The organism is Bradyrhizobium sp. CCBAU 45321 (assembly GCF_028128975.1).
In the GTDB taxonomy this organism is placed as follows: Bacteria; Pseudomonadota; Alphaproteobacteria; order Rhizobiales; family Xanthobacteraceae; genus Bradyrhizobium; species Bradyrhizobium yuanmingense.
The window spans coordinates 101,438-122,012 of record NZ_LFKZ01000014.1 but is presented as its reverse complement, the minus strand read 5'-3'; the positions used below and the strand labels follow the sequence as shown (position 1 = coordinate 122,012).

Annotated in this window: 19 protein-coding genes; 3 read left to right on the top strand and 16 right to left on the bottom strand. The window is 65.1% G+C overall.

The genetic code is table 11. The annotated features are described in order from the left end of the window. Positions 1–92: 92 nt before the first annotated feature. The gene (locus tag ACM43_RS02230; protein ID WP_271537845.1) at positions 93–743 is read right to left on the bottom strand and encodes a protein-L-isoaspartate(D-aspartate) O-methyltransferase; all 651 of its coding nucleotides are present in this window, start codon (positions 741–743) and stop codon (positions 93–95) included. 230 nt (positions 744–973) lie between these two features. Between ACM43_RS02230 and ACM43_RS02225 the strand changes: the two genes are divergently transcribed. Then, positions 974–1,345 (top strand): response regulator, encoded by a 372-nt coding sequence (locus ACM43_RS02225; protein WP_157286091.1) that lies wholly within the window; start codon positions 974–976, stop codon positions 1,343–1,345. A 3-nt stretch (positions 1,346–1,348) separates the two neighbouring features. Here the strand turns inward: ACM43_RS02225 and surE are convergent, their stop codons facing one another. The 12 genes from surE to ACM43_RS02165 all read right to left on the bottom strand — a co-directional run bounded on the left by surE (position 1,349) and on the right by ACM43_RS02165 (position 13,352). Further along, positions 1,349–2,116 carry a 5'/3'-nucleotidase SurE gene (gene surE / locus ACM43_RS02220; RefSeq protein WP_271537842.1) on the bottom strand — a complete coding sequence of 256 codons (768 nt, stop codon included), beginning with the start codon at positions 2,114–2,116 and terminating at the stop codon, positions 1,349–1,351. A 111-nt stretch (positions 2,117–2,227) separates the two neighbouring features. Next, on the bottom strand, positions 2,228–2,590 hold the full coding sequence (locus ACM43_RS02215; protein WP_157286092.1) for a hypothetical protein: 363 nt from the start codon (positions 2,588–2,590) through the stop codon (positions 2,228–2,230). A gap of 119 nt (positions 2,591–2,709) precedes the next feature. Beyond that, positions 2,710–4,041: a serine--tRNA ligase gene (gene serS / locus ACM43_RS02210; protein WP_271537839.1), complete on the bottom strand. Its 1,332-nt coding sequence runs from the start codon at positions 4,039–4,041 to the stop codon at positions 2,710–2,712. A 137-nt stretch (positions 4,042–4,178) separates the two neighbouring features. Continuing rightward, positions 4,179–4,991: a twin-arginine translocase subunit TatC gene (gene tatC, locus ACM43_RS02205; RefSeq protein ID WP_157286094.1), complete on the bottom strand. Its 813-nt coding sequence runs from the start codon at positions 4,989–4,991 to the stop codon at positions 4,179–4,181. Beyond that, a complete protein-coding gene (gene tatB, locus ACM43_RS02200) occupies positions 4,988–5,482 on the bottom strand; it encodes a Sec-independent protein translocase protein TatB (protein ID WP_271537832.1) in 495 nt (164 codons plus the stop codon). The genes tatC and tatB overlap by 4 nt, the downstream gene beginning before the upstream one ends. 89 nt (positions 5,483–5,571) lie before the next feature. Then, positions 5,572–5,805, bottom strand: coding sequence for a twin-arginine translocase TatA/TatE family subunit (locus ACM43_RS02195; protein WP_036012762.1), 234 nt, complete (start codon positions 5,803–5,805; stop codon positions 5,572–5,574). 165 nt (positions 5,806–5,970) lie between these two features. Then, positions 5,971–6,726: an SMC-Scp complex subunit ScpB gene (scpB, locus tag ACM43_RS02190; protein ID WP_271537830.1), complete on the bottom strand. Its 756-nt coding sequence runs from the start codon at positions 6,724–6,726 to the stop codon at positions 5,971–5,973. 21 nt (positions 6,727–6,747) lie between these two features. Then, positions 6,748–7,587, bottom strand: a complete 840-nt coding sequence (locus ACM43_RS02185) for a segregation and condensation protein A (protein WP_172783664.1) — start codon at positions 7,585–7,587, stop codon at positions 6,748–6,750. Further along, positions 7,584–8,612, bottom strand: coding sequence for a beta-N-acetylhexosaminidase (gene nagZ, locus ACM43_RS02180; RefSeq protein ID WP_271537828.1), 1,029 nt, complete (start codon positions 8,610–8,612; stop codon positions 7,584–7,586). Before nagZ ends, ACM43_RS02185 begins: the two co-directional genes overlap by 4 nt. A 46-nt stretch (positions 8,613–8,658) precedes the next feature. Then, positions 8,659–10,203, bottom strand: coding sequence for an SPOR domain-containing protein (locus tag ACM43_RS02175; protein WP_271537826.1), 1,545 nt, complete (start codon positions 10,201–10,203; stop codon positions 8,659–8,661). A 140-nt stretch (positions 10,204–10,343) separates the two neighbouring features. After that, positions 10,344–12,134, bottom strand: a complete 1,791-nt coding sequence (gene argS / locus ACM43_RS02170; RefSeq protein WP_271537824.1) for an arginine--tRNA ligase — start codon at positions 12,132–12,134, stop codon at positions 10,344–10,346. 9 nt (positions 12,135–12,143) lie between these two features. Further along, positions 12,144–13,352 (bottom strand): deoxyguanosinetriphosphate triphosphohydrolase, encoded by a 1,209-nt coding sequence (locus tag ACM43_RS02165; protein ID WP_271537822.1) that lies wholly within the window; start codon positions 13,350–13,352, stop codon positions 12,144–12,146. A 110-nt stretch (positions 13,353–13,462) separates the two neighbouring features. Here ACM43_RS02165 and erpA point away from each other — a divergent pair, with 110 nt between their 5' ends. Then, the gene (gene erpA, locus ACM43_RS02160; protein ID WP_024342679.1) at positions 13,463–13,792 is read left to right on the top strand and encodes an iron-sulfur cluster insertion protein ErpA; all 330 of its coding nucleotides are present in this window, start codon (positions 13,463–13,465) and stop codon (positions 13,790–13,792) included. Between the two features lie 5 nt (positions 13,793–13,797). Here erpA and ACM43_RS02155 read toward each other — a convergent pair whose 3' ends face one another. Then, a complete protein-coding gene (locus tag ACM43_RS02155; protein ID WP_271537820.1) occupies positions 13,798–16,107 on the bottom strand; it encodes a hybrid sensor histidine kinase/response regulator in 2,310 nt (769 codons plus the stop codon). A gap of 155 nt (positions 16,108–16,262) precedes the next feature. On the opposite strand from ACM43_RS02155, the gene xth reads away from it, so the two are divergent. After that, a complete protein-coding gene (gene xth, locus ACM43_RS02150; RefSeq protein WP_271537818.1) occupies positions 16,263–17,060 on the top strand; it encodes an exodeoxyribonuclease III in 798 nt (265 codons plus the stop codon). 15 nt (positions 17,061–17,075) lie between these two features. On the opposite strand, the gene ACM43_RS02145 is transcribed toward xth, so the two are convergent. Both ACM43_RS02145 and ilvD read right to left on the bottom strand, forming a co-directional pair. Continuing rightward, positions 17,076–17,903: a tetratricopeptide repeat protein gene (locus ACM43_RS02145; RefSeq protein WP_157286102.1), complete on the bottom strand. Its 828-nt coding sequence runs from the start codon at positions 17,901–17,903 to the stop codon at positions 17,076–17,078. Next, entirely contained in the window at positions 17,890–19,611 is a 1,722-nt protein-coding gene (ilvD, locus tag ACM43_RS02140; protein ID WP_036012786.1) for a dihydroxy-acid dehydratase, read from the bottom strand. Before ilvD ends, ACM43_RS02145 begins: the two co-directional genes overlap by 14 nt. Between the last annotated feature and the right edge of the window lie 964 nt (positions 19,612–20,575).

Sequence of the window (20,575 nt, the reverse complement as noted above, 5' to 3'; positions counted from 1 at the left end):
CAACAGAACTGGTGTTTTAAGTAAACACGCGCCGAGTAAATAACGGCTTAACCCTCACAATAAGATGTTGGCGGCACTGCCGATCCGGGATTCTACAGCTCCCGCGCCACCCCGGGCAGTGCCGGCACGAAGCGGACCTCGACGAGTTCCTTGCGCTCGATTCCGGTTTCGCTGCGGGCCAGGCGGGTCAGCGTCTGCACGCCCTGATGCGGGCCGACCGGGGCGATCAGGATGCCCCCGACCTCCAGCCGCTCGACCAGGTTCTCCGGTATCTGCTCCATCGCGGCGGTGACGATGATGCGGTCAAACGGGCCGATGTTGGGAGGCAGATTGAGACCGTCACCGAGCATCACCTCAACATTGTGACAATCGAGCTTCTCAAGCCGGGCGCGTGCCGTGTCGGCGAGCTTGCGATAGCGCTCGACGGTCAGCACCTGGCCGGCGAGCCGCGACAGCACGGCGGCCTGGTAGCCGGAGCCGGTGCCGATTTCGAGCACCCGGTGCTGCTTCTGGAGCTGGAGCTGCTCGGTCATGTAGGCGACGACGAAGGGCTGGCTGATGGTCTGCCCGCAGGCGATCGGCAGCGCGCTGTCATGATAGGCGCCCTCGCGATCGGCCTCGTCGACGAAAAGCTCGCGCGGCACCTCTTCCATGGTCCGGAGCACGGCCTGATCGCTGATGCCCCGACGCCTCAGGGTGAGCTGAAACATCATCTTTTCCGGCGGGTGCTGGTGGGGCGTCATTGCTGCTATTGCTCATCTCGTCCGGGCGGATCGCGGCACTGCACCGCAAGAACCCGAGACGAGAATCTTGTTCCGGCTCAGGAACTCATGATAGCGTTTCAGTGCAGCATTTGACCACAACAAGGCTTTCAAAGCGCTAAGCCATTTGCGAGGTTTGCGTTCGCCGAAACGCGCATTGCGTCGCCTATCGTTATCTGCGAACGTTTACGGGAATGGGCAAGGACTCAACCATGACTGCGACAGGGCTTTCGGGCCGCTCTGTTTTCCTCGTCGAGGACGAGGTCATGATCAGAATGATGGTTGCGGACATGCTGGAGGAGCTCGGCTACAGGGTTGCCGCCGAAGCGGGCGACATCAATGAGGCCATGCGGCTTGCGCAATCCACCGAGTTCGATCTCGCCATTCTCGACGTCAACGTCAACGGCAAGGTCATCTCGCCGGTCGCCGATGTCATCATGGCCAAGGGCTGCCCGTTCATCTTCGCTACCGGTTACGGCTCCTCCGGCTTGCCCGAGCAATATCGCGACCGGCCGGCGCTCCAGAAGCCGTTTCAGCTCGACGCGCTCGGCAAGACCATCGAGGCCGCGCTTCGCGGCAGCTAACCCTTATTTCAGGGTGAGGCCAAGCGCTTCCGAAAACGCCTCGTCGGTGCGGTCGAGCCTGAGCGGGGTGACCGAGACGTAGCGCTCGCGCAGCGCCGCGAGATCGGTGCCGTCGGCGGGCGTGTCGAGCATCGCGGTCCGCTCGAATCCGATCCAGAAATAAGGATTGCCGCGGCCGTCCCGGCGCTCGTCGATCCTGAGGAAGCCGAGATTGCGCTTGCCTTGCCGCGTGACGCGGATGCCCAGCACATCCTCCGGCGCGCAGGACGGGAAGTTGATGTTGATGACGGTGTCCTTCGGAACGCCGGCGGCGATCACCTTGCGCAGGATATCCGGCCCGAATTTGCGGGCCGTGTCCCAGGGCGGCCGTTCGCGGGTCTCGACGCTGAACTCCTGCGACAATGCGAATGACGGCAACCCCAGGATGGTGCCTTCCAATGCGCCGGCAATGGTGCCGGAATAGACCACGTCCTCGGCGACGTTGCGGCCCTTATTGACGCCGGACAGCACGACATCGGGCAGCTTGGCTCCCAGAATATGGCGCGCTCCCATGATGACGCAGTCGGTCGGCGTGCCGCGCACGGCGAAGTGCCGTGGGCCGACCTCGCGCAGACGCAAGGGATCGTTCAGCGACAGCGAGTGCGACACGCCAGACTGGTCGAGCTCGGGCGCCACCACCCAGACATCATCGGTCAAAGCGCGCGCAATCTCCTCCACGACCTTGAGGCCGGGAGCGTGGATGCCGTCGTCATTGGTGCAGAGAATGCGCATGCGGAAGGTTCGATTCCTGAAAGCGGGTCTGAGCCGTCTTATCCGGCCAGCGCCGATCAGGCAAACCGGACGATTGCGGCGGGCCGGCGGCTGGTTCCCTGGCTGGTCCCGCTAGCGGCGAACGCGCCATTGCGGCAGGAAGCGCGCAAGCCGGCCTTCTGCACGCAGTTGCATCGCCGGCACGACCGGGTTCACGACGGAAGCCTCGATGACGCCGAGCGCCTTTAGCTGCGCGACGAACGGATCGGACGTCGGCTCCTGCGGAAAGCGTTCGCGTGCCACGCTCAGCGCCTTGTCGAAATCCGCAGCATTGACCCCGGGCTTGGCCCGCCGGCTCTGCACGAGATCGTCGTCCCAGAGCCGCGCGATCTCGATGTCGAGAACGCCGCGGAGGCGCTGATCGATGGCCTGGATCCCGGCCCCCGTCACCGCCCATTGTCTGCCGACCCAGAAGATGTCGCGGTGCAAGGCCATGAACGGAGGGTTCGCGTGGACGGGCCGGCAGGATAGCGGGCCGCCCGATCTTCGCAACGCGATTCTCGTCATGCCGCGTTTTCGGACGCGAACCGGTGTCCACTTCGCAGGAAAACGCTTTAGTCGCGCGCGATCACCTTCAGCCCGCCCATATAGGGCTGGAGCACGTCCGGAACCGCGATCGAGCCGTCCTCCTGCTGATAGGTTTCCATCACGGCGATCAGCGCGCGGCCGACGGCGGTGCCGGAGCCGTTCAGCGTGTGCACGAAGCGCGGCTTGCCGTCGGGCCCGCGCGAGCGCGCATCCATGCGCCGTGCCTGGAAGTCGCCGCAGACCGAGCAGCTCGAGATCTCGCGGAACGCCCCGCCCTCGCCCTGCCCGGGCATCCAGACCTCGATGTCGTAGGTTTTTTGCGCCGAGAAGCCCATATCTCCTGCGCAGAGCGTCATCACACGGTAATGCAGGTCGAGCTTCTGCAGCACCTGCTCGGCGCAGGACAGCATCCGCTCCAGCTCGTCCTTGCTCACTTCCGGCGTCGTGATCGAGACCAGCTCGACCTTGGTGAACTGGTGCTGGCGGATCATGCCGCGGGTGTCGCGCCCCGCCGCACCCGCCTCGGCGCGGAAGCATGGCGTCAGCGCGGTCAGCCGCATTGGCAATTGCTTCTCATCGAGGATGGATTCGCGGGCGAGATTGGTGAGCGACACTTCGGCGGTGGGGATCAGACCGAGGCGCTCGGTCTTCAGCCGCTCATGGTCCGGCGAGGCGAGCAGCTCGCCCTTGATCGCCCAGAACTGATCGTGCTCGAATTTCGGCAATTGTCCGGTGCCGAACATCACCTCGTTGCGCACCAAGAGCGGCGGATTGATCTCGGTGTAGCCATGCTCGGTGGTGTGCAGATCGAGCATGAACTGGCCGATGGCACGCTCGAGCCGCGCCAGCCCCTTCTTCAGCACGACGAAACGCGCGCCGGAGAGCTTTGCCGCCGCTTCGAAATCCATGTAGCCGAGAGCGGTGCCGAGATCGTCATGCAGCTTCGGCGCGAATGCGTAGTTGCGCTTGTTGCCGTACACGTGGTGCTGCACGTTGCCGTGCTCGTCGACGCCGTCGGGCACGTCGTCGAACGGGATGTTCGGGATCGCGGCCAGCTCTTTGTTCAGCTCATCGTCGGCGGCTTTCGCCGCCGCTTCGAGCTCGGGCATCGTGGTCTTGAGCTCGGCGACCTCGGCCATCAGCTTGGCCGCACGCGCCTCGTCCTTGGCCTTCTTGGCATCGCCGATTTCCTTCGAAGCTGCATTGCGCCGCGCCTGCGCCTGCTCGGAGGCCAGGATCGCCGCACGCCGCTTCTCGTCGATCGCGAGCAGCGAGGCCGACATCGGCGTCAAGCCACGCCTCGCGAGGCCGGCGTCGAAGGCTTGCGGATTGTCGCGGATCGCTTTGATGTCGTGCATGGCTGTCTTCCCGTCATGGCCGGGCTTGTCCCGCCCATCCACGTATCTGCCGCCTTAGATCAAGTCGTGGATGCCCGGGTCAAGCCCGGGCATGACGAATCATGGGCTGGACAACGACATGATAGTGCGAAAGTGCCCTACTCCGCCGGATTGGCCGGCGTCGACACGTCAGTGCCGGTGGCAGCCTGTGCGGCGGCCGCTTTCCTCTCCACCATCGCCACCGCGAGGATCGAGCCCTCGTAGAGCGCCATCAGCGGAAACGCGAGGGAGCACTGGCTGAGCACGTCGGGCGGCGTCAGCACGGCTGCGATCACGAAGGCCATGACGATGAAGTAGCGGCGCTTCTCGCGCAACATTGTCGAGCTGACGATGCCGATCCGCCCGAGCAGCGTCAGGATCACCGGCAATTGGAAGGCGATGCCGAAGGCAAAGATCAGCGACATCATCAGCGACAGATATTCGCCGACCTTGGGCAACAGCTGGATCTGCGCAGTCTCGTCGCCGCCGGACTGCTGCATGCCGAGCGAGAAGCGCACCAGCATCGGCAGCACGACGAAATAGACCAGCGCCGCGCCCAGGACGAAGAAGAACGGCGTCGCGACCAGATACGGCAGGAACGCCTGCTTCTCGTGCTTGTAGAGGCCGGGCGCGACGAACTTGTAGATCTGCGTCGCCACGATCGGGAACGAGATGAAGCCGGCGCCGAACAGCGCGAGCTTGAGCTGGGTGATGAAATATTCGAGCAGCGCCGTGTAGATGAATTTCGAGTTCTCCGGACCCGCAATCCACACGAACGGCCAGACAAGGACGTTGTAGATCTGCTTGGCGAAGAAGAAGCAGAAGATGAACGCAATGCCGAAGCCGAGCAGCGCCTTGATCAGCCGCGAGCGCAGCTCGATCAAATGGTCCATCAGCGGGGCTTTGCTGGCCTCGATATCGGCGTCGGTCATGACGCTTTGGCGTCCTTGATCGCTTCGGATGGCGCGGTGTCCTGCGCAACCTTTGCCTGTTCGACCTCACGGGTGATCGCGAGCGGCTCGTCCGCGGCCGCATGCGCTTCGGCTTCCATGAAGGTCGACGGCGTCGGGGTCTCCGGTGTCGTGGGCGTGACGGGCGGATCGACGGCGGTGGCCGCCGGCGTCTCGGCCGGCTTGTCCAGCGCATCGATGCGAAGCGCGTCGCTCACGTCCTTCTGGAGCGAGCTCATCGGATTAAAACCCGTGGCGGCTTCCTTGACCTCGTCGAAGCTTTTCTTGAGGTCGGCCATCTCGGCCTCACGCATCGCCTCCTGGAACTGGCCTTGGAATTCGGCCGCCATCTTGCGCGCCTTGCCCATCCACTGCCCGACCATGCGCAGCACGCCCGGCAGCTCTTTCGGGCCGATGGCAATCAGGGCCACGACCCCGATGAGGACCAGTTCACTCCACCCGATGTCGAACATGAGGTCTTCCGTTCACGCGAAGCCGGAGCCGGCCCATCCCTTGCGCGCAGGATCGGGCCGCTACCCGCGTCTCGCGTGCTTCTTCCGGCTCAGACGGCCTTGCTGCCGACGTCGGACCGTGTCGCGGTCGGCGCAGCATTGTGCTCGATCGACTTCGCCGGCTCGGGCTTCTCGGCAGCCTTGTCGTCGTCCTGCATGCCCTTCTTGAACGCCTTGATGCCCTGAGCCACGTCGCCCATCAGATCCGAAATCTTGCCGCGGCCGAACAGCAGCAGGACCACTGCGATCACCAAGATCCAGTGCCAAATGCTGAGTGAACCCATCCTGCAACCCTCCAAACGCGCATAGCCGGGGACCCGGCCGATCTCACCGAAACCTAGGCTTGGCAGGCCTCAAAAACAAGGACCAAGGCAGCGCCAATTCGCTGTCGGTGCTACGCAATCTTGCTAGTGTTAACTGGTCGCAGGGGCCCGTAATTCGCCGGTACGTCAGTCCTCGGCGCCGCCTTCGCTGCCACCCTCATTGCCGCCTTCTGGCGGGCTCTCAGGCTCGACCGCAGGCGCAAGGGCGAGATCGAGGTCATCGCCGGGTTCCAGCGGATCCTCGTCCTCACGCAGCGCCGGATCGTCCGACGGCGTCGGCACGCTGAACCCGGTGGGCAGGCGCGAATCCAACAGGCCCGTCCCCTTCAGCTCTTCCAGGCCCGGCAGGTCGCCGAGCTGTTCCAAGGTGAACTGCGACAGGAACTCCTCGGTGGTTCCGAAGGTCAAGGGCCGGCCCGGCGTCTTGCGTCGGCCGCGCGGCTTGATCCAGCCGGTCTCCAGCAGCACGTCGAGCGTGCCCTTTGACGTGACGACGCCGCGGATCTCCTCGATCTCGGCCCGCGTCACCGGCTGGTGATAGGCGATGATCGCGAGCACCTCGATTGCGGCCCGCGACAGGCGGCGGGTCTCGGTGCTCTCCCGCGTCATCAGCCAAGCCAGATCGCCCGCGGTGCGGAACGTCCATTTGTTGGCGACGCGAACGAGATTGACGCCGCGCGAGGCATAATCGGCTTGCAATTGCTCGAGCGCCGTCTTGACGTCGACGCCCTCGGGCATGCGCTTGGCCAGCGTCGCGGTGTCCAGCGGTTCATTCGAGGCGAACAGCAGCGCCTCCAGCAGCCGCAACTCCTCAGGACGCGCCTGGGATTCGTTCTCCATCGGCTCGGCCTCTTCTACCCGCACTTCAGCCAGGCTTGCCATGGCAGATTCTCCTTCTTGCACTTAAGCGACCGGCGCATCAGGCGCAGGAGCTGCGTCCGGGACCGGTTTTGGGCGCCCCTTCCGGAAATAGATCGGCGCAAACGCTTCCTTCTGATTCAGCTCGAGCTGACCTTCGCGCACCAGTTCGAGCGCGGCGGCAAAGCTTGAGGCGAACACCGTCGCGCGCTGCGTCGGGTCGGCGACATGCCGGATCAGGAAGTCGTCGAGAACACCCCAATCGTCCTGCTCGGTGATGCTGCCGACCAGCCGCTCCAGCGTGGCGCGCGCTTCGGCGAGCGACCACACCGTGCGCTTGGCCAGATGCACGCTCGCCAGCACGCGCGACTGGCGTTGCGCGGCATAGGCGGTGAGCAAATCATAGAGCGTGGCCGTGTATTTCGGGTGCTTGATCTCGGCGATGTGCTCGGGCTCGCCACGCGGGAAGATGTCGCGCTGCAATTGCGGCCTGTTCATCAGCCGGTTGGCGGCTTCGCGGATGGCTTCCAGGCGGCGCAGCCGGTTGGCGAGCGCCGTCGCCATCTGCTCGGCGCTCGGGCCTTCCGCGCTCGGCGGCTCCGGCAGCAGCAGGCGCGACTTCAGGAAGGCAAGCCATGCGGCCATCACCAGATAGTCCGCGGCGAGCTCCAGCCGGATCTTTCGCGCGGCTTCGATGAAATGGAGGTACTGGTCGGCGAGCGCGAGGATCGAAATCTTGGCGAGATCGACCTTCTGCTGCCGCGCCAGCGCGAGCAACAAATCGAGCGGGCCCTCATAGCCCTCGACGTCCACCACCAACGCCGGCTCACCCTCGGCGAGCTCTGCGGGCCGCCCGGTTTCGAACGATAGGATTTCTGCAGTCATGCCGATGCCGTGTTTGCCCGTGCGATCAATGCATCCAGTTCGGCGCGTGCGGCCACGCGGTCGAACGGCTGCGGCGGCTTGCGTGCGGCGAGCGCGGCGTTCGCCCGCTCCAACGCCCCACCGGCCAGTTCAGGTGTCTCGCCGGCGACGTCGCGCATCTCCTCGATGTTGCCGTTGCAATGCAGGGCCACGTCGCAGCCGGCCGCCAAGATCGCGCGAGTCCGCTCGGCGATATTCCCCGACAGCGCGTTCATCGACACGTCATCACTCATTAACAAACCCTGGAACCCGATTGCGCCGCGAATCACGTCAGCAATCATTGTCGCAGATGTCGTCGCCGGATGGGCGGGGTCGAAGGCGCTAAACACAACATGTGCAGTCATGGCCATCGGCAGATCAGCCAGCGGCTTGAATGCGGCGAAATCGGTCCGCTCCAGCTCGTCCCGGGGCGTGTCGACGGTCGGCAGCTTGAAATGGGTGTCGGCGGTGGCGCGGCCATGCCCGGGAATATGCTTGAGCACCGGCAGCACGCCGCCCTGCTCCAGGCCCTCGGCGACGGCGCGGGCGATCGCCGCGACCTTGCCCGGCTCGGTGCCGTAGGCTCGGTTGCCAATGACCGCATCGGCGCCCGGCACCGGCACATCGGCCAGCGGCAGGCAATCCACGGTGATGCCCAGATCGACGAGATCGGCTGCGATCAGGCGGGCACTGAGGCGCGCCGCGGTGAGCCCGAGGGCCGAATCACTGTCGTACAAATTCGCGAATACGGCCCCCGGCGGATAAACCGGCCAGTGTGGCGGCCCCAGCCGCTGCACCCGTCCCCCCTCCTGGTCGATCAGGACCGGCGCGTCGGGGGCCTTCGCGACCGAACGCAATTCCGCAACCAATGCAGCAACTTGAGCCGGTGTCGCGACATTGCGCTTGAACAGGATGAAGCCCCATGGGCGTTCGGCACGGATAAACTCCCGCTCGGCGGCGGTCAGTTCCGTTCCGGATACGCCGGTAATGAAGGCCCGCGTTCTCATAACGGCCGATTAACCCTGCCCCGCGAGGGGGTCAAGGAAACGGCCGTTAATTCCTCTGGACGAAGCAGGCAGACAGGCCTGCGGACTTCAGATTGTTGCAGGCCTGCGTCGCTTCCTCGGCCGAACCGTAGGGGCCGGCGAAGGCGCGGTAGACGACTCCCTTGCCCTTGTCGGTGAGGTCGACACGCTTGATGACGGGCGAACGGGAACCGAGCACGCTGCCGTATTTGCTCTGAAGCACCCGGTAGGATGCGGCGGCGCTATCCTCGCTCTGCTGCGAGGAGACTTGCACGATGTAGCCGCCACCGCTGCTGGTCGGCGCGATCTGCGTCGGGTTGGTCGCAGCCATCCGCTGCGGCGGCTCGGCCGCCGGGGACGATTGCGGCGCCAGCGACATCGGCTGGTTGGCGCTGGCATTGGCCGAGGTCGGCGGATTGCGCGGCGCGGCGGGCGCAACCGGCGCGGCAACGGGCTTCGGCGCCGCGGGCGCCGGCTTGGCGGCGGCAGATTGCGGCACGGCGCTATCGGTCTGATCGCCCTTCACCGCAACGGTCCTGATCGCGCGCGGCGAATTGTTCGGCAGCGTGCCGTTGCTCGGGCTCGGACCCGCGCTCGGCGGCGGCACGGTGGATGGCGACACGCTCGCCACCGAGGGCGGGTTCGCATTCTGGTTCAGCGGCGGGAACACCACGCGCGGCCCGCCCGCCGTGGCGTTGACGTCGACGGGCGCCTCCTCGCGCGGCACGATCTTTTCAGTGCCGTCACCGCTGACCATGCGGTCCGGCACCTTGGCCGCGGAGTCCGTTGGCGCCGGCACGATCTTGGTCGGGGTGTTGTCGGCCTTGATGATCGGCGGCTCGCCGCTACGAGGCGAGCCGATATAGGTCTTGTAGGCGAATGCAGCACCGGTGCCGAGCACGGCAAGCGCCAGGATCGCCGCAACCGTCATCATGCCGCCGCGCTGCTTCTTCGGCTCCTCGACCTCTTCCTCGGGATAGTCGCTTTGGTAGGCGTAAGGGTCGTCGGGATAGGCCGGCTCGCGCTGATAGTCCTGCTCGCTCGTCTCCAGCCGACCATAGAGCGCATCGTCGTAGCGCGACGGATCGGGCTGCGCATACGGTTCCTGATAGGACTGCTCCTGGTAGGCCTGACCATGCTGCTGATAGGCCTGCTCCGGATGAGCCTGATCTTGATAGGAGTCCTGGTAGGCCTGCGGCTGATGAACGACAGGCTCGGGCGCGGCGGGCTTGGCCGCGTAGCGATGCAGCGGATGAACCGGGCTTACGGTGACCGGATAGTCAGGCTCGGGCGCGGGTGCCGGCTGCGGTTGTACGTTGGCACGCCGCATCCATGAAGGCGGCGACGGTGCCTGCTCCGCGTAGTCCTGCTGATCATCGAGCTGGCGGTAATCGTGGTCCTGATAGCTATGGGCGGGCGCCGCCGGCGGACGCGACTGCGCTGCAAACGGATCGGTCTGCCCGATCAGACGGGCGAGCTCGGCCAAGGGATCGCTATCCGCCTTCCCATGCTGGTCGCCGCCGCGACCATAGTCATCGGAAGGAAACGGTCTGTCCTGATATCGTTCGGCCATCGTGATGATGCGTCCCTTCGGGAAAGCCGCGCGCCCCTCGACCAAGGCACGGCTTTCGACCCACAAGGCTTTCAACCAAGTCTAAGCGATCCGGCTTCTGCCGGTTACCCCCGAATTCCCCTTAAGTAGTTCGCCCCAAACTACCGCATCTCGTCCGGGGCATGGACGCCGAGGATGGCGAGGCCCGATGCCAGGACCGAGACGACGCCCTGGACCATTGCCAATCGCGCCTTTGTAAGATCTGCATCATTATTGATAATGAAGCGTAAATAGGGCAAATCGCGCCCTTTCGTCCAAAGTGCATGAAATTCGCTGGCTAAATCATAGAGATAAAAGGCAATTCGGTGCGGCTCATGGGCAGCGGCGGCAGCTTCTAGCATGCGCGGATAAATTGCGAGGCGCTTAAGAAGATCGAGCTCGACAGGGTCCGACAGGCGTTCCATCGCCGACTCAGCGAGCCATGCGATCCGCGCGCCGGCATCCTCTGGGAGTTCCGGGAACACCTCGGCGCGGGCATTGCGGAAGATCGAGTGACCGCGGGCATGGCCGTACTGGACGTAGAACACCGGATTGTCGCGCGACTGTTCCATGACCTTGGCCAGGTCGAAATCGAGCACCGCGTCGTTCTTCCGGTACAGCATCATGAAGCGGACGGCGTCCTGGCCGACCTCATCCACCACTTCACGCAAGGTGACGAAGTCCCCGCTTCGCTTGGACATCTTCACCGGCTCGCCGTTGCGCAAGAGCTTCACGAGCTGGACGATCTTGACGTCCAGCGCTCCCTTAGCCGACGTCGTCGCCTTCACCGCGGCCTGCATGCGCTTGATGTAGCCGCCGTGGTCGGCGCCCCAGACGTCGATCATCTCGGCAAAGCCGCGGTCGAACTTGTTCTTATGATAGGCGATGTCGGAGGCGAAGTAGGTGTAGGAATTGTCCGACTTGATCAGCGGACGATCGACGTCGTCACCATAGGCGGTCGCCCTGAACAGCAACTGCTCGCGGTCTTCCCAATCCTCGACCGGCGCGCCCTTCGGCGGCGGCAGGCGGCCTTCGTAGATGTCGCCTTTGGCCTTCAGGAAGTCGATGGTCTCGGCAACCTTGTTGTTGCCGGTCTCGATCAGGGAGCGCTCGGAGAAGAACACGTCGTGGCGGATGTTGAGGGCGGCGAGATCGTCCTTGATCTCGTCCATCATCATCGCGATCGCCTTGGCGCGCACGGTCGGCAGCCACTGGGCCTCGCTCATCGCGAGCAGCTTGTCGCCATGCTCCGTCGCCAGCGCCTGCCCGACCGGCTTGAGGTAGTCGCCGGGATAGAGCCCTTCCGGGATCGCGCCGATGTCCTCGCCGAGCGCTTCGCGATACCTCAGGAAGGCTGAGCGCGCGAGCACGTCGACCTGGGCGCCGGCGTCATTGATGTAATATTCGCGCGTGACATCGTGGCCGGCGAACTGGAGCAGGCTCGCCAGCGCGTCGCCGAACACGGCGCCGCGGCAATGGCCGACATGCATCGGCCCGGTCGGATTGGCCGAGACGTATTCGACATTGACCTTGGCGGCGCCCCGGATGCGGCCGTATTCGGCACCCTCGCGCAGCACCGTGCGCAGCGCCTCGGCCCAGGCGGCGGGCTTCAGAGTCAGATTGATGAAGCCGGGACCGGCGACATCGACCTTGGCGATCAGCGCGTCGGAACGCAGCCGTTCGGCAATCTGCTCGGCGAGATCGCGCGGCTTTGCCTTTGCCTCTTTCGCAAGCACCATGGCGGCGTTGGTCGCCATGTCGCCATGGGAGGTATCGCGCGGCGGCTCGACGACGACGCGGGAGAAATCGATGCCCTCGGGCCAGCTGGAATCCGCCGCAAGCGCGCGGCAGGCGCCGTGCACGCGTGCGAGCACGTCGGCGAACAGATGCAGCGATGAGGATGTCTGGGGCATGGCCGCCGCCTAACGCAAATCCGGGGTCGAGTCAAAGAGCCGCTGGTGCTCGGTCAGGGCGAAGCGGTCAGTCATTCCGGCAATGAAATTGCCGATCCGGCGGGCCCGGTCGCCCTCGTCGTCCGCCTCAGCCCCCAGCAGCCATTCCGGCGGCAGCTCGCTGGGGGATTTCAGGTATTTCGCGAACAGGTCAAACAGGATCTGCTCGGCCTCGCCCATCACCCGCATCACCCGCGCGTGGCGATACATGTGCTGGTACAGGAAGCGTTTGATGGCGGCCTCTTCCTCCGCCACCTCGGCGGGAAACGCGACCAGCGCCCGGCTCTGCCGCCGGACATCCTGGGCCGATTGCGGCTTCACGGCCGCGAGGTTCTTCTCTGTCTCCGCAAACACCGCTCCGATCAGGTGCGAGATCAGCTCCCGCACCAGCTCGGCACCGCGCCGGACGTCTTCAAGATCGGGATAATGCGCCGCAGTCTCGGCGATGATCTCGGCCGTCAGCGGCATCACCTTGAGATCGTCGAGCTGGAACAGGCCGGCGCGCAGACCGTCATCAATGTCATGGGCGTCATAGGCGATGTCGTCGGCGATCGCGGCGACCTGCGCCTCCAGCGAGGCGAAGCTCCACAATTCGAGATCGTAGGTCTTGACGTAGTCGGCGATCCCGACGGGAACGCCATGCTCGCGGTAGCGCCCGACCGGGGCGCCGCTGCGATCGGTCAGCGGCCCGTTGTGCTTGACGATGCCTTCCAGCGATTCCCAGGTGAGGTTGAGCCCGTCGAACTCGGGATAGCGGTGCTCGAGCGAAGCCACGACGCGCAGCGTCTGGGCATTGTGGTCGAACCCCCCGAACTGCTTCAGGCAAGCATCCAGCGCCCGCTCCCCCGCGTGCCCGAACGGCGGATGACCGAGGTCGTGGGCCAAGGCCAATGTTTCGGTGAGATCCTCGTCGAGCCCGAGCTGGCGGGCCAGCGCGCGGGCGATCTGGGCCACCTCCAACGAATGGGTCAGCCGGGTGCGGTAGTGGTCGCCCTCGTGGAACACGAACACCTGGGTCTTGTACTTCAGGCGTCGGAACGCGGTGGAATGGATCACCCGGTCGCAATCGCGCCGGAACGGGCTGCGGGTCCGGCTCGGGGGCTCGGCGACCAACCGGCCGCGGCTGCGATCGGGGTCGCAGGCATAGGGCGCTCGGGGGGCTGCCATTCCGACGGACACGGCGAATTTAGTCCCTATCCATTTGATTCTGCGTATGGTGGCACTTAACTATGTCGGGTGCGGGATACCAAATGAATTGGGTATGACGCCGGGACTATCGGAGACCAGCAATGACGACTGCCGTGACCATCAGCGACCGGGCCGCACGCCGGATTGGGGAGATCCTCAAGGGTGAAGGTTCTGGCGCGATGCTGCGCATCTCCGTCGAGGGCGGCGGCTGCTCCGGCTTCCAGTACAAGTTCGACATCGACCGTGCCCGCACCGACGACGATCTCGTGATCGAGCAGGACAATGCGGTGGTGCTGGTCGATTCCGCCTCCCAGCCGTTCCTGGCGGGGTCGCAGGTCGATTTCGTCGATGACCTGATCGGCGCCTCGTTCCGCGTCAACAATCCCAACGCCACCGCGTCCTGCGGCTGCGGGACGAGCTTCTCGGTCTAACGCGGCTACGCGCCCGTTATCTGCCTTTCCTCGTCCGTCCAGGCCACCTCGGTCGGCATCAACGCCGGCTGGAGCGGCGCGTCCTCCGACATGACGTGGCCGTCCAGCGCCCGCAGCAACGCTCCGACCAGCGCCGGCTTGCGCAGCGGCTTGGCCAGGAAGTCCGACATGCCGGCTTCGCGGCAGATCTTGATGTCCTCGGGGAAGGCATTGGCGGTCAGCGCGACGATCGGCAAGGTCTCGAAGCGCCCGCCTTGCGCGCGGATGGCCCGGGTGGCGGCGAGCCCGTCCATGTCGGGCATGCGCACGTCCATCAGCACGACATCGTAATTGCCTTCGCAGGCAGCCGCGACGGCTTCGGTCCCGTCGGTGACGACGCGCTGCTCGATGTCGAAAGCCCCCAGCATCTTGCTCACGACCATGCGGTTGACCGCATCGTCCTCCGCGACAAGCACCTTCAGCGGCCGGTCGAGACCGGCGATCCGGGCCTTGAGCTCGTCGGCTTCGTCGCGGCCGCCAGCCTGATCGGACGCCTGCGCCTGGCTCCAGGGCAGGACCAGCGTGAAACGGAAGGTCGAGCCCTCTCCCGGCGTCGAGATGACGCCGATCGTGCCGCCCATCTGCTCGATGATCCGCCTGCTGATGGCAAGGCCGAGGCCAGTGCCGCCGAAGCGGCGGCTGATCGAGGCATCGGCCTGGGCGAAATCGCTGAACAGCAGACCGAGCTTGTCGGGCGCGATACCGATGCCGCTGTCAGTCACCGTCCATTCGACGGTCGCCAGCAGGTCGCGCCGCGCCTGGCAGGTCGCCGATATCGTCACCTCGCCTTCGTCGGTGAACTTCACAGCGTTGGAGGCGAGATTGAGCAGCACCTGGCGGATGCGCGCGACGTCGCCGCGGAGCGTCGGCGGCAGGTTCGGATCGAGCTCGACCTTGACCGTGAGCCCCTTGCTCTTGGCGCTGGCGCGCACCACGGTCGCAACCGTCTCGACCAGCGCTTGCGGCGCGAAGTCGATCGCCTCGAACTGGAAGCGGCCAGCTTCCAGCTTGGAGAGGTCGAGAATGTCGTTGAGGATGCGCTGGAGGTTGTCGCCGGACTCGCGGATCGTGGCGACGGCCTCGCGCTGCTCCGGATCGAGCCTGGTTTCGAGGAGCATGCTGGCAAGACCGAGCACGCCGTTCATGGGCGTGCGGATCTCGTGGCTCATCACCGCCAGGAAGTCGGACTTGGCGCGGCTTTCGGCCTCGGCCTTTTCCGCGCGCCAGCGTTCGGTGACGTCGCGTCCGAAGCCGCGATAACCGAGGAAATGACCGTCACGGTCATGGGCCGGCTTCGCCGTCAGCGACCACAGCCGGGCCTCGCCGCCTGCGACGACCTTGAGATTCATCTCGTGCAGCGGCTCGGCCTGCTCCATCAGGCCGACGATGTTGTAGGCCGCTGACTTGCCCTCGGGGCAGAGCATGTCGAGCACGTCGGCGAACTGCGCGCCTTTCAGCAGCGGAAGCGGCAGCTGCGCGACGTCCGCGAATCGTTGCGGCACGTCGACGAGACGTCCCTCGGCATCGGTCTGCCAGAGCCAGTCGCTGGCGTTCTCCTGAAAATCCTTCAGCAGCAGCGAGATGATCTCCGTCTGGCGCTCGAGCTCGAGCTGGGCCTTGAGATTGCCGAGGAAGAGGTTGCCCTGGGAGACGATGTTACGCGCCATGAAGAATGCGAACAGCAGCAGGAACACGGCGGTCACCAGATATGGGCCGGTGCCGCACAGGAGCAGCGCGCCGGCGCAGGCGATCGTCATGGTCGCGAGATAGACGAGGCCCGCGCGCGGGAAGGTCGAGAGCGTGAAGGCGCCGCCGGACATCATGCCGACCATCAGGCAGGCGAGGAGCAATTGACTGGTCGGCTCGATGCGGCTGAACAGAGCGAGCGGCAGCGCGCCCCAGATCGCGGCGAGAAAAAACGCCTGCCGCAGCGTCTGCCGCGCCGCGCGGGGCGAAGCCTCCTGCGGCGGGTCCTGATGCGACCTGTGCCACGCGCGCACCGCGAGCGAAGCGGTGACGGCGAGCGTCAGGCCCCAGATCGCGAGGAAGTCGTTCCAGCCCCTGCCCCAGAACAGGATCAGTACGATGGCGACGTTCAGCATCGTCACCGCCATCGTCACGGGGATCAGCTGGGTCACCGCGTCGATCTGTTTGGCGCGGATGCGGCGGATCTCGCGCTCGCTGAGATCGGCGGTCAGACCGTCCTCGATCTCGAAGCCGCCGAGCCAATACAGGAACGCGCCGATCAGGCCGTCACGCGGCTGAGTTCGATTCATCGCCTTGTCCGGCCATCCATCCGAGGAACCTCTTGACGATCAATGGCCTGCGGCCTGCTTAAGCCGGGTTAATTTTGTGGGAGATTTTGCGGACGGCTTGACGGGCGCGTTTGCATTTTGTTCTAACCCAAGACCCCCTGCGCGGAGCCCTCCCAATGCCCATCAGAGTAGCCACCTGGAACGTGAACTCGGTCCGGCAGCGGATCGATCTGCTCCTGACCTGGCTGAAGGAGTGCCAGCCGGACATCGTCTGCCTGCAGGAGATCAAGTGCGTCGACGAGGCCTTTCCGCGGCTGGAGATCGAGGCGCTCGGCTACAACGTGGTGACGCACGGGCAGAAGACGTTCAACGGCGTCGCCCTGCTCTCCAAGCTCAGGTTCGACGAGACCAACTCGGGCCTCGCCGGCGACGACGAGGATAGCCATGCCCGCTTCCTCGAAGGCGTGGTGACGCTCAAGCGAGGCGTGCTGCGCATCGCCTGCCTCTATCTGCCCAACGGCAATCCGGTCGGGACCGATAAATATCCCTACAAGCTCAAATGGATGTCGCGGCTTCTTGATTATTCGAAGGAGCGACTCAAGGAGGAGGTCCCGCTGATCTTGGCCGGCGATTTCAACGTCATCCCGCATGCCCGCGACGTGCACAATCCGGCCGCCTGGACCGAGGACGCGCTGTTCAAGACGGAGACGCGGGAGAGCTTCCAGTCCCTGCTCGGCCTCGGCCTCAGCGACGCCTTGCGCGCCGTCACCGACGAGGGCGGGCTCTACACGTTCTGGGACTACCAGGCCGGGGCCTGGCAGAAGAACCAGGGGCTGCGGATCGACCACCTGCTGCTGTCGCCGCAGGCCAGCGACAAGCTCGCCAATGTCGGCATCGACAGCTATGTGCGCGGCTGGGAGAAGCCGTCGGACCACGTGCCGGTGTGGGCGGATCTGGATCTCGAGGCGGCTTAAGGCCGCCTCAGCCGATCACTCCCGACGCCCCTGCACCCATTGCTCCAGCATTTGCAGGGCCATAGCGCGGTCGTCGTCGGAGGCCTTGGCGAAGGCGCGGTTGTAGCTTTCCTTGATCCAGACCTCGTCGGCACCGGCGCTGTCGCGCGCCAGCGTCAGCCACATCAGGCCGCGCGCGGCCTGCCGCGGCAGGCGGTCGCCGTTGAACAGCATCTGGCCGAGCAAGGCCTGGGCCTGGTGCTGGCCCTTCTGCGCGGCGAGGCCAAGCCAGCGCGCGCCATAGCGGTAGTCCTCGCGCGAGGCGTCCGGGGTCTTCAGGTACAGACGGGCGAGGTCGTATTGCGCGTCCGCGTTGCCGAAATAGGATGCGGCATAGGAGAACATCTCGCGGGCGCGGTCCGGGTCGGCCTTGACCTTCGAATTCGGGATGCCGGCCAGATAGTAGCGGCCGAGCGCGACGAAGGCGTTGGCCACGATCTGCGCCTGCGGCGCCGACGGGCTGTCCTCGGCATGCGCATTGGCGATCCGGCTGAAATATTCGAAGGCCCGCAGGTCGTCCTGGGCGACGCCGTCGCCGTTGGCGTACATGCGGCCGAGCTTCCACTGCGCGATGGGGTGGCCGCCCTCGGCGGCATATTGCAGCGCGCTGAGCGAGGTCTCCTGGGTTGCGACCTGCGGCGGAACCTTGGTGCGCACCGCACCCGCAGCGCCGGGCAAGGTCGTCACGACCGGGATTGTCGCATCCTTGGGATTGACCGGCGAACCGTCGAAGGCGAACGCCGGCACGGCCAGCGCAGCCGCCCCCAACACAAACGCAACTGTGGCACGCCTAAATGTCCGCATAGCACTGTTTCTCGTGCGCGCCGCCCGGATGGGTCACTGCCCCCCCGACCGCCGGTCCAACCTGCTGAGCATATTTCCAGAGCGCACCCGACGTGTGGTTAGTCGCGCGGGCGCTCCATTTGGTTCTGCGCTGGGCGAGCTCGGCGTCGCTCAATTTTACGTTAAGGGTACCGGCCACCGCGTCGATTTCGATGACGTCGCCGTCCTCGAGCAGCCCGATCGGGCCGCCGACCGCCGCCTCCGGCCCGACATGGCCGATGCAGAAGCCGCGGGTGGCACCGGAAAAGCGACCGTCGGTGATGAGCGCGATCTTGCCGCCCATGCCCTGGCCGGTCAGCGCTGCCGTGGTCTGGAGCATTTCCCGCATGCCGGGACCGCCCTTCGGCCCCTCGTAGCGGATCACGATGACTTCGCCTTCGCGGTAGGTGCGGTTCTGGACCGCCTCGAACGCGTCCTCCTCACGGTCGAAGCACCTGGCTGGACCGGTAAACCTGAGGTTGGACATTCCCGCGACTTTCACGATCGCACCTTCTGGCGCCAAATTGCCCTTCAGGCCGACCACACCGCCTGTCACAGTGATGGGCTTGTCTGCCGGGTGCACCACGTCCTGGTGCGGATTCCATTTCACGCTCTTGAGGTTTTCAGCGATCGTGCGGCCTGTGACGGTAAGGCAATCACCGTGCAGGAAGCCGTTGTCGAGCAGCGTCTTCATCAGAAGCGGTATGCCACCTACTTCAAACATGTCTTTGGCGACATAACGGCCACCCGGCTTCAAATCCGCGACATATGGTGTCTTTTTGAAGATTTCAGCGACGTCGAACAGGTCGAATTTGATGCCGACCTCGTGCGCGATCGCAGGCAGGTGCAGCGCAGCATTGGTCGAGCCACCGGACGCGGCGACCACGGCGGCCGCATTCTCCAACGCCTTGCGGGTAACGATGTCGCGCGGCCGGATGTTCTGGGCGATCAGGTCCATCACCTTCTCGCCCGCGGTCATGCAGAAGGCGTCGCGGATTTCGTAGGGCGCCGGAGCACCGGCCGAGTACGGCAGCGCCAGCCCGATCGCCTCGGAGACGGTCGCCATGGTATTGGCGGTGAACTGCGCGCCGCAGGCGCCGGCCGAGGGACAGGCGACGCGCTCGATCTCGTCGAGGTCCTCGTCCGACATAGCGCCGACCGAATGCTTGCCGACCGCCTCGAACATGTCCTGCACGGTGACCTGCTGCCCGCGGAAATTGCCGGGCAGGATCGAGCCGCCATAGATGAAGATCGAGGGCACGTTGAGGCGGACCATCGCCATCATCATGCCCGGCAGCGACTTGTCGCAGCCGGCGAGCCCGACGAGCGCGTCATAGGCATGGCCGCGCACGGTCAGTTCAACCGAATCGGCGATGCATTCGCGCGACGGCAGCGAGGAGCGCATGCCGTCATGACCCATGGCGATGCCATCGGTCACGGTGATGGTGCAGAATTCGCGCGGCGTGCCGCCGGCGGACGCGACGCCCTTCTTCACCGCCTGCGCCTGACGCATCAGCGCGATGTTGCAGGGAGCAGCTTCGTTCCAGCACGAGGCGACGCCGACGAAGGGCTGGTGGATCTGCTCGGTGGTCAGACCCATGGCGTAGAAGTAGGACCGATGCGGCGCGCGCGCAGGGCCTTCCGTCACGTGACGGCTCGGCAGCCTTTGCTTGTTGATCTTCGCGCCCATCGCAACCAGCTTCCCCTGCCAACCCTTTCAGACCCGAAAAATCAGAGCCAAGATTTGAATCGACCTTGGGATTTTCTCGTCGCCTTCGAAGACCGCCACTGCCCTTAAAACATTAGAGCGATTTTATTCATGTTCGGGTGTGGCCAAAAAGCGGCGGCGGTGCGAACCGCCGGTGATGAGGGTTAAATCCGATGTGGGTGTTGCACAAGCAGCACAATCGTTACCGGGAAGACACGGGCTTCCTTACGCCGATACCTCGCTAGAATGACGATCCACAACCTAAGATCTTTCGGAAGGCACAGAACATCCGCTCTGGACGACAGGCGGCATACCGGAAGTGAGTCGGCGGCGGCCCCACGCGAAGCGATGCACATCTCTCGTGTCCCGGACAAGCTGCAACGCGGGGCGTTGCGGCGCAGAGCCGGGACCCAGGGTGACATGGTACGGCGCAGATTGATGGGCCCGGCTCTGCAGCGCATCGTCGAACCGGACGATGCTTCGCATCGCCGGGGGACGCTGCGCCGCGTCCGGGGCACGAGAGCGTGTAGCGCTCGCTCTCTCCTCCTCGTCGTTGCGAGGAGCCCTTGCGACGAAGCAATCCAAAATCCCGCCGCGGAAAGATTCTGGATTGCTTCCGCCTTCGCCAAAGGCTTCGGCGGACAAGTCGCTGCGCTCGCAATGACGGAGTGTGAGGCGACGCTGCGTTCTCCAAGTAACACTTGTCATTCCCCGCGAAGGCAAGGAATCCAGCACGCCGCGCCCCCTCGTTTCAATCACTGGCGTCTCGGCGTACTGGATCGCCCGCCTTCGCGGGCGATGACAGCGAGTGTGGAGGTGCAGACATGCCTTCGCATTCTCGCGGCTGATTTCGCCCGAGCTTTGCTTGGTCACTTCACCCTCTTTTCCAAGAGGGCGCAGGGAAGACCGGGTGCCGGCTGGCACCCGCGGTCCGCTGCGCGAAAAG

Coding starts and splice junctions, on each gene's coding strand:
- tatB (WP_271537832.1), bottom strand. CDS start 5,482: ATGTTCGACATCGGGTGGAGTGAACTGGTCCTCATCGGGGTCGTGGCC.
- surE (WP_271537842.1), bottom strand. CDS start 2,116: ATGCGCATTCTCTGCACCAATGACGACGGCATCCACGCTCCCGGCCTC.
- xth (WP_271537818.1), top strand. CDS start 16,263: ATGCCCATCAGAGTAGCCACCTGGAACGTGAACTCGGTCCGGCAGCGG.
- tatC (WP_157286094.1), bottom strand. CDS start 4,991: ATGACCGACGCCGATATCGAGGCCAGCAAAGCCCCGCTGATGGACCAT.
- serS (WP_271537839.1), bottom strand. CDS start 4,041: ATGCACGACATCAAAGCGATCCGCGACAATCCGCAAGCCTTCGACGCC.
- ACM43_RS02185 (WP_172783664.1), bottom strand. CDS start 7,587: ATGACTGCAGAAATCCTATCGTTCGAAACCGGGCGGCCCGCAGAGCTC.
- ACM43_RS02225 (WP_157286091.1), top strand. CDS start 974: ATGACTGCGACAGGGCTTTCGGGCCGCTCTGTTTTCCTCGTCGAGGAC.
- ACM43_RS02230 (WP_271537845.1), bottom strand. CDS start 743: ATGACGCCCCACCAGCACCCGCCGGAAAAGATGATGTTTCAGCTCACC.
- erpA (WP_024342679.1), top strand. CDS start 13,463: ATGACGACTGCCGTGACCATCAGCGACCGGGCCGCACGCCGGATTGGG.
- nagZ (WP_271537828.1), bottom strand. CDS start 8,612: ATGAGAACGCGGGCCTTCATTACCGGCGTATCCGGAACGGAACTGACC.
- ACM43_RS02145 (WP_157286102.1), bottom strand. CDS start 17,903: ATGCGGACATTTAGGCGTGCCACAGTTGCGTTTGTGTTGGGGGCGGCT.
- ACM43_RS02215 (WP_157286092.1), bottom strand. CDS start 2,590: ATGGCCTTGCACCGCGACATCTTCTGGGTCGGCAGACAATGGGCGGTG.
- ACM43_RS02195 (WP_036012762.1), bottom strand. CDS start 5,805: ATGGGTTCACTCAGCATTTGGCACTGGATCTTGGTGATCGCAGTGGTC.
- argS (WP_271537824.1), bottom strand. CDS start 12,134: ATGCCCCAGACATCCTCATCGCTGCATCTGTTCGCCGACGTGCTCGCA.
- ilvD (WP_036012786.1), bottom strand. CDS start 19,611: ATGGGCGCGAAGATCAACAAGCAAAGGCTGCCGAGCCGTCACGTGACG.
- ACM43_RS02155 (WP_271537820.1), bottom strand. CDS start 16,107: ATGAATCGAACTCAGCCGCGTGACGGCCTGATCGGCGCGTTCCTGTAT.
- ACM43_RS02175 (WP_271537826.1), bottom strand. CDS start 10,203: ATGGCCGAACGATATCAGGACAGACCGTTTCCTTCCGATGACTATGGT.
- scpB (WP_271537830.1), bottom strand. CDS start 6,726: ATGGCAAGCCTGGCTGAAGTGCGGGTAGAAGAGGCCGAGCCGATGGAG.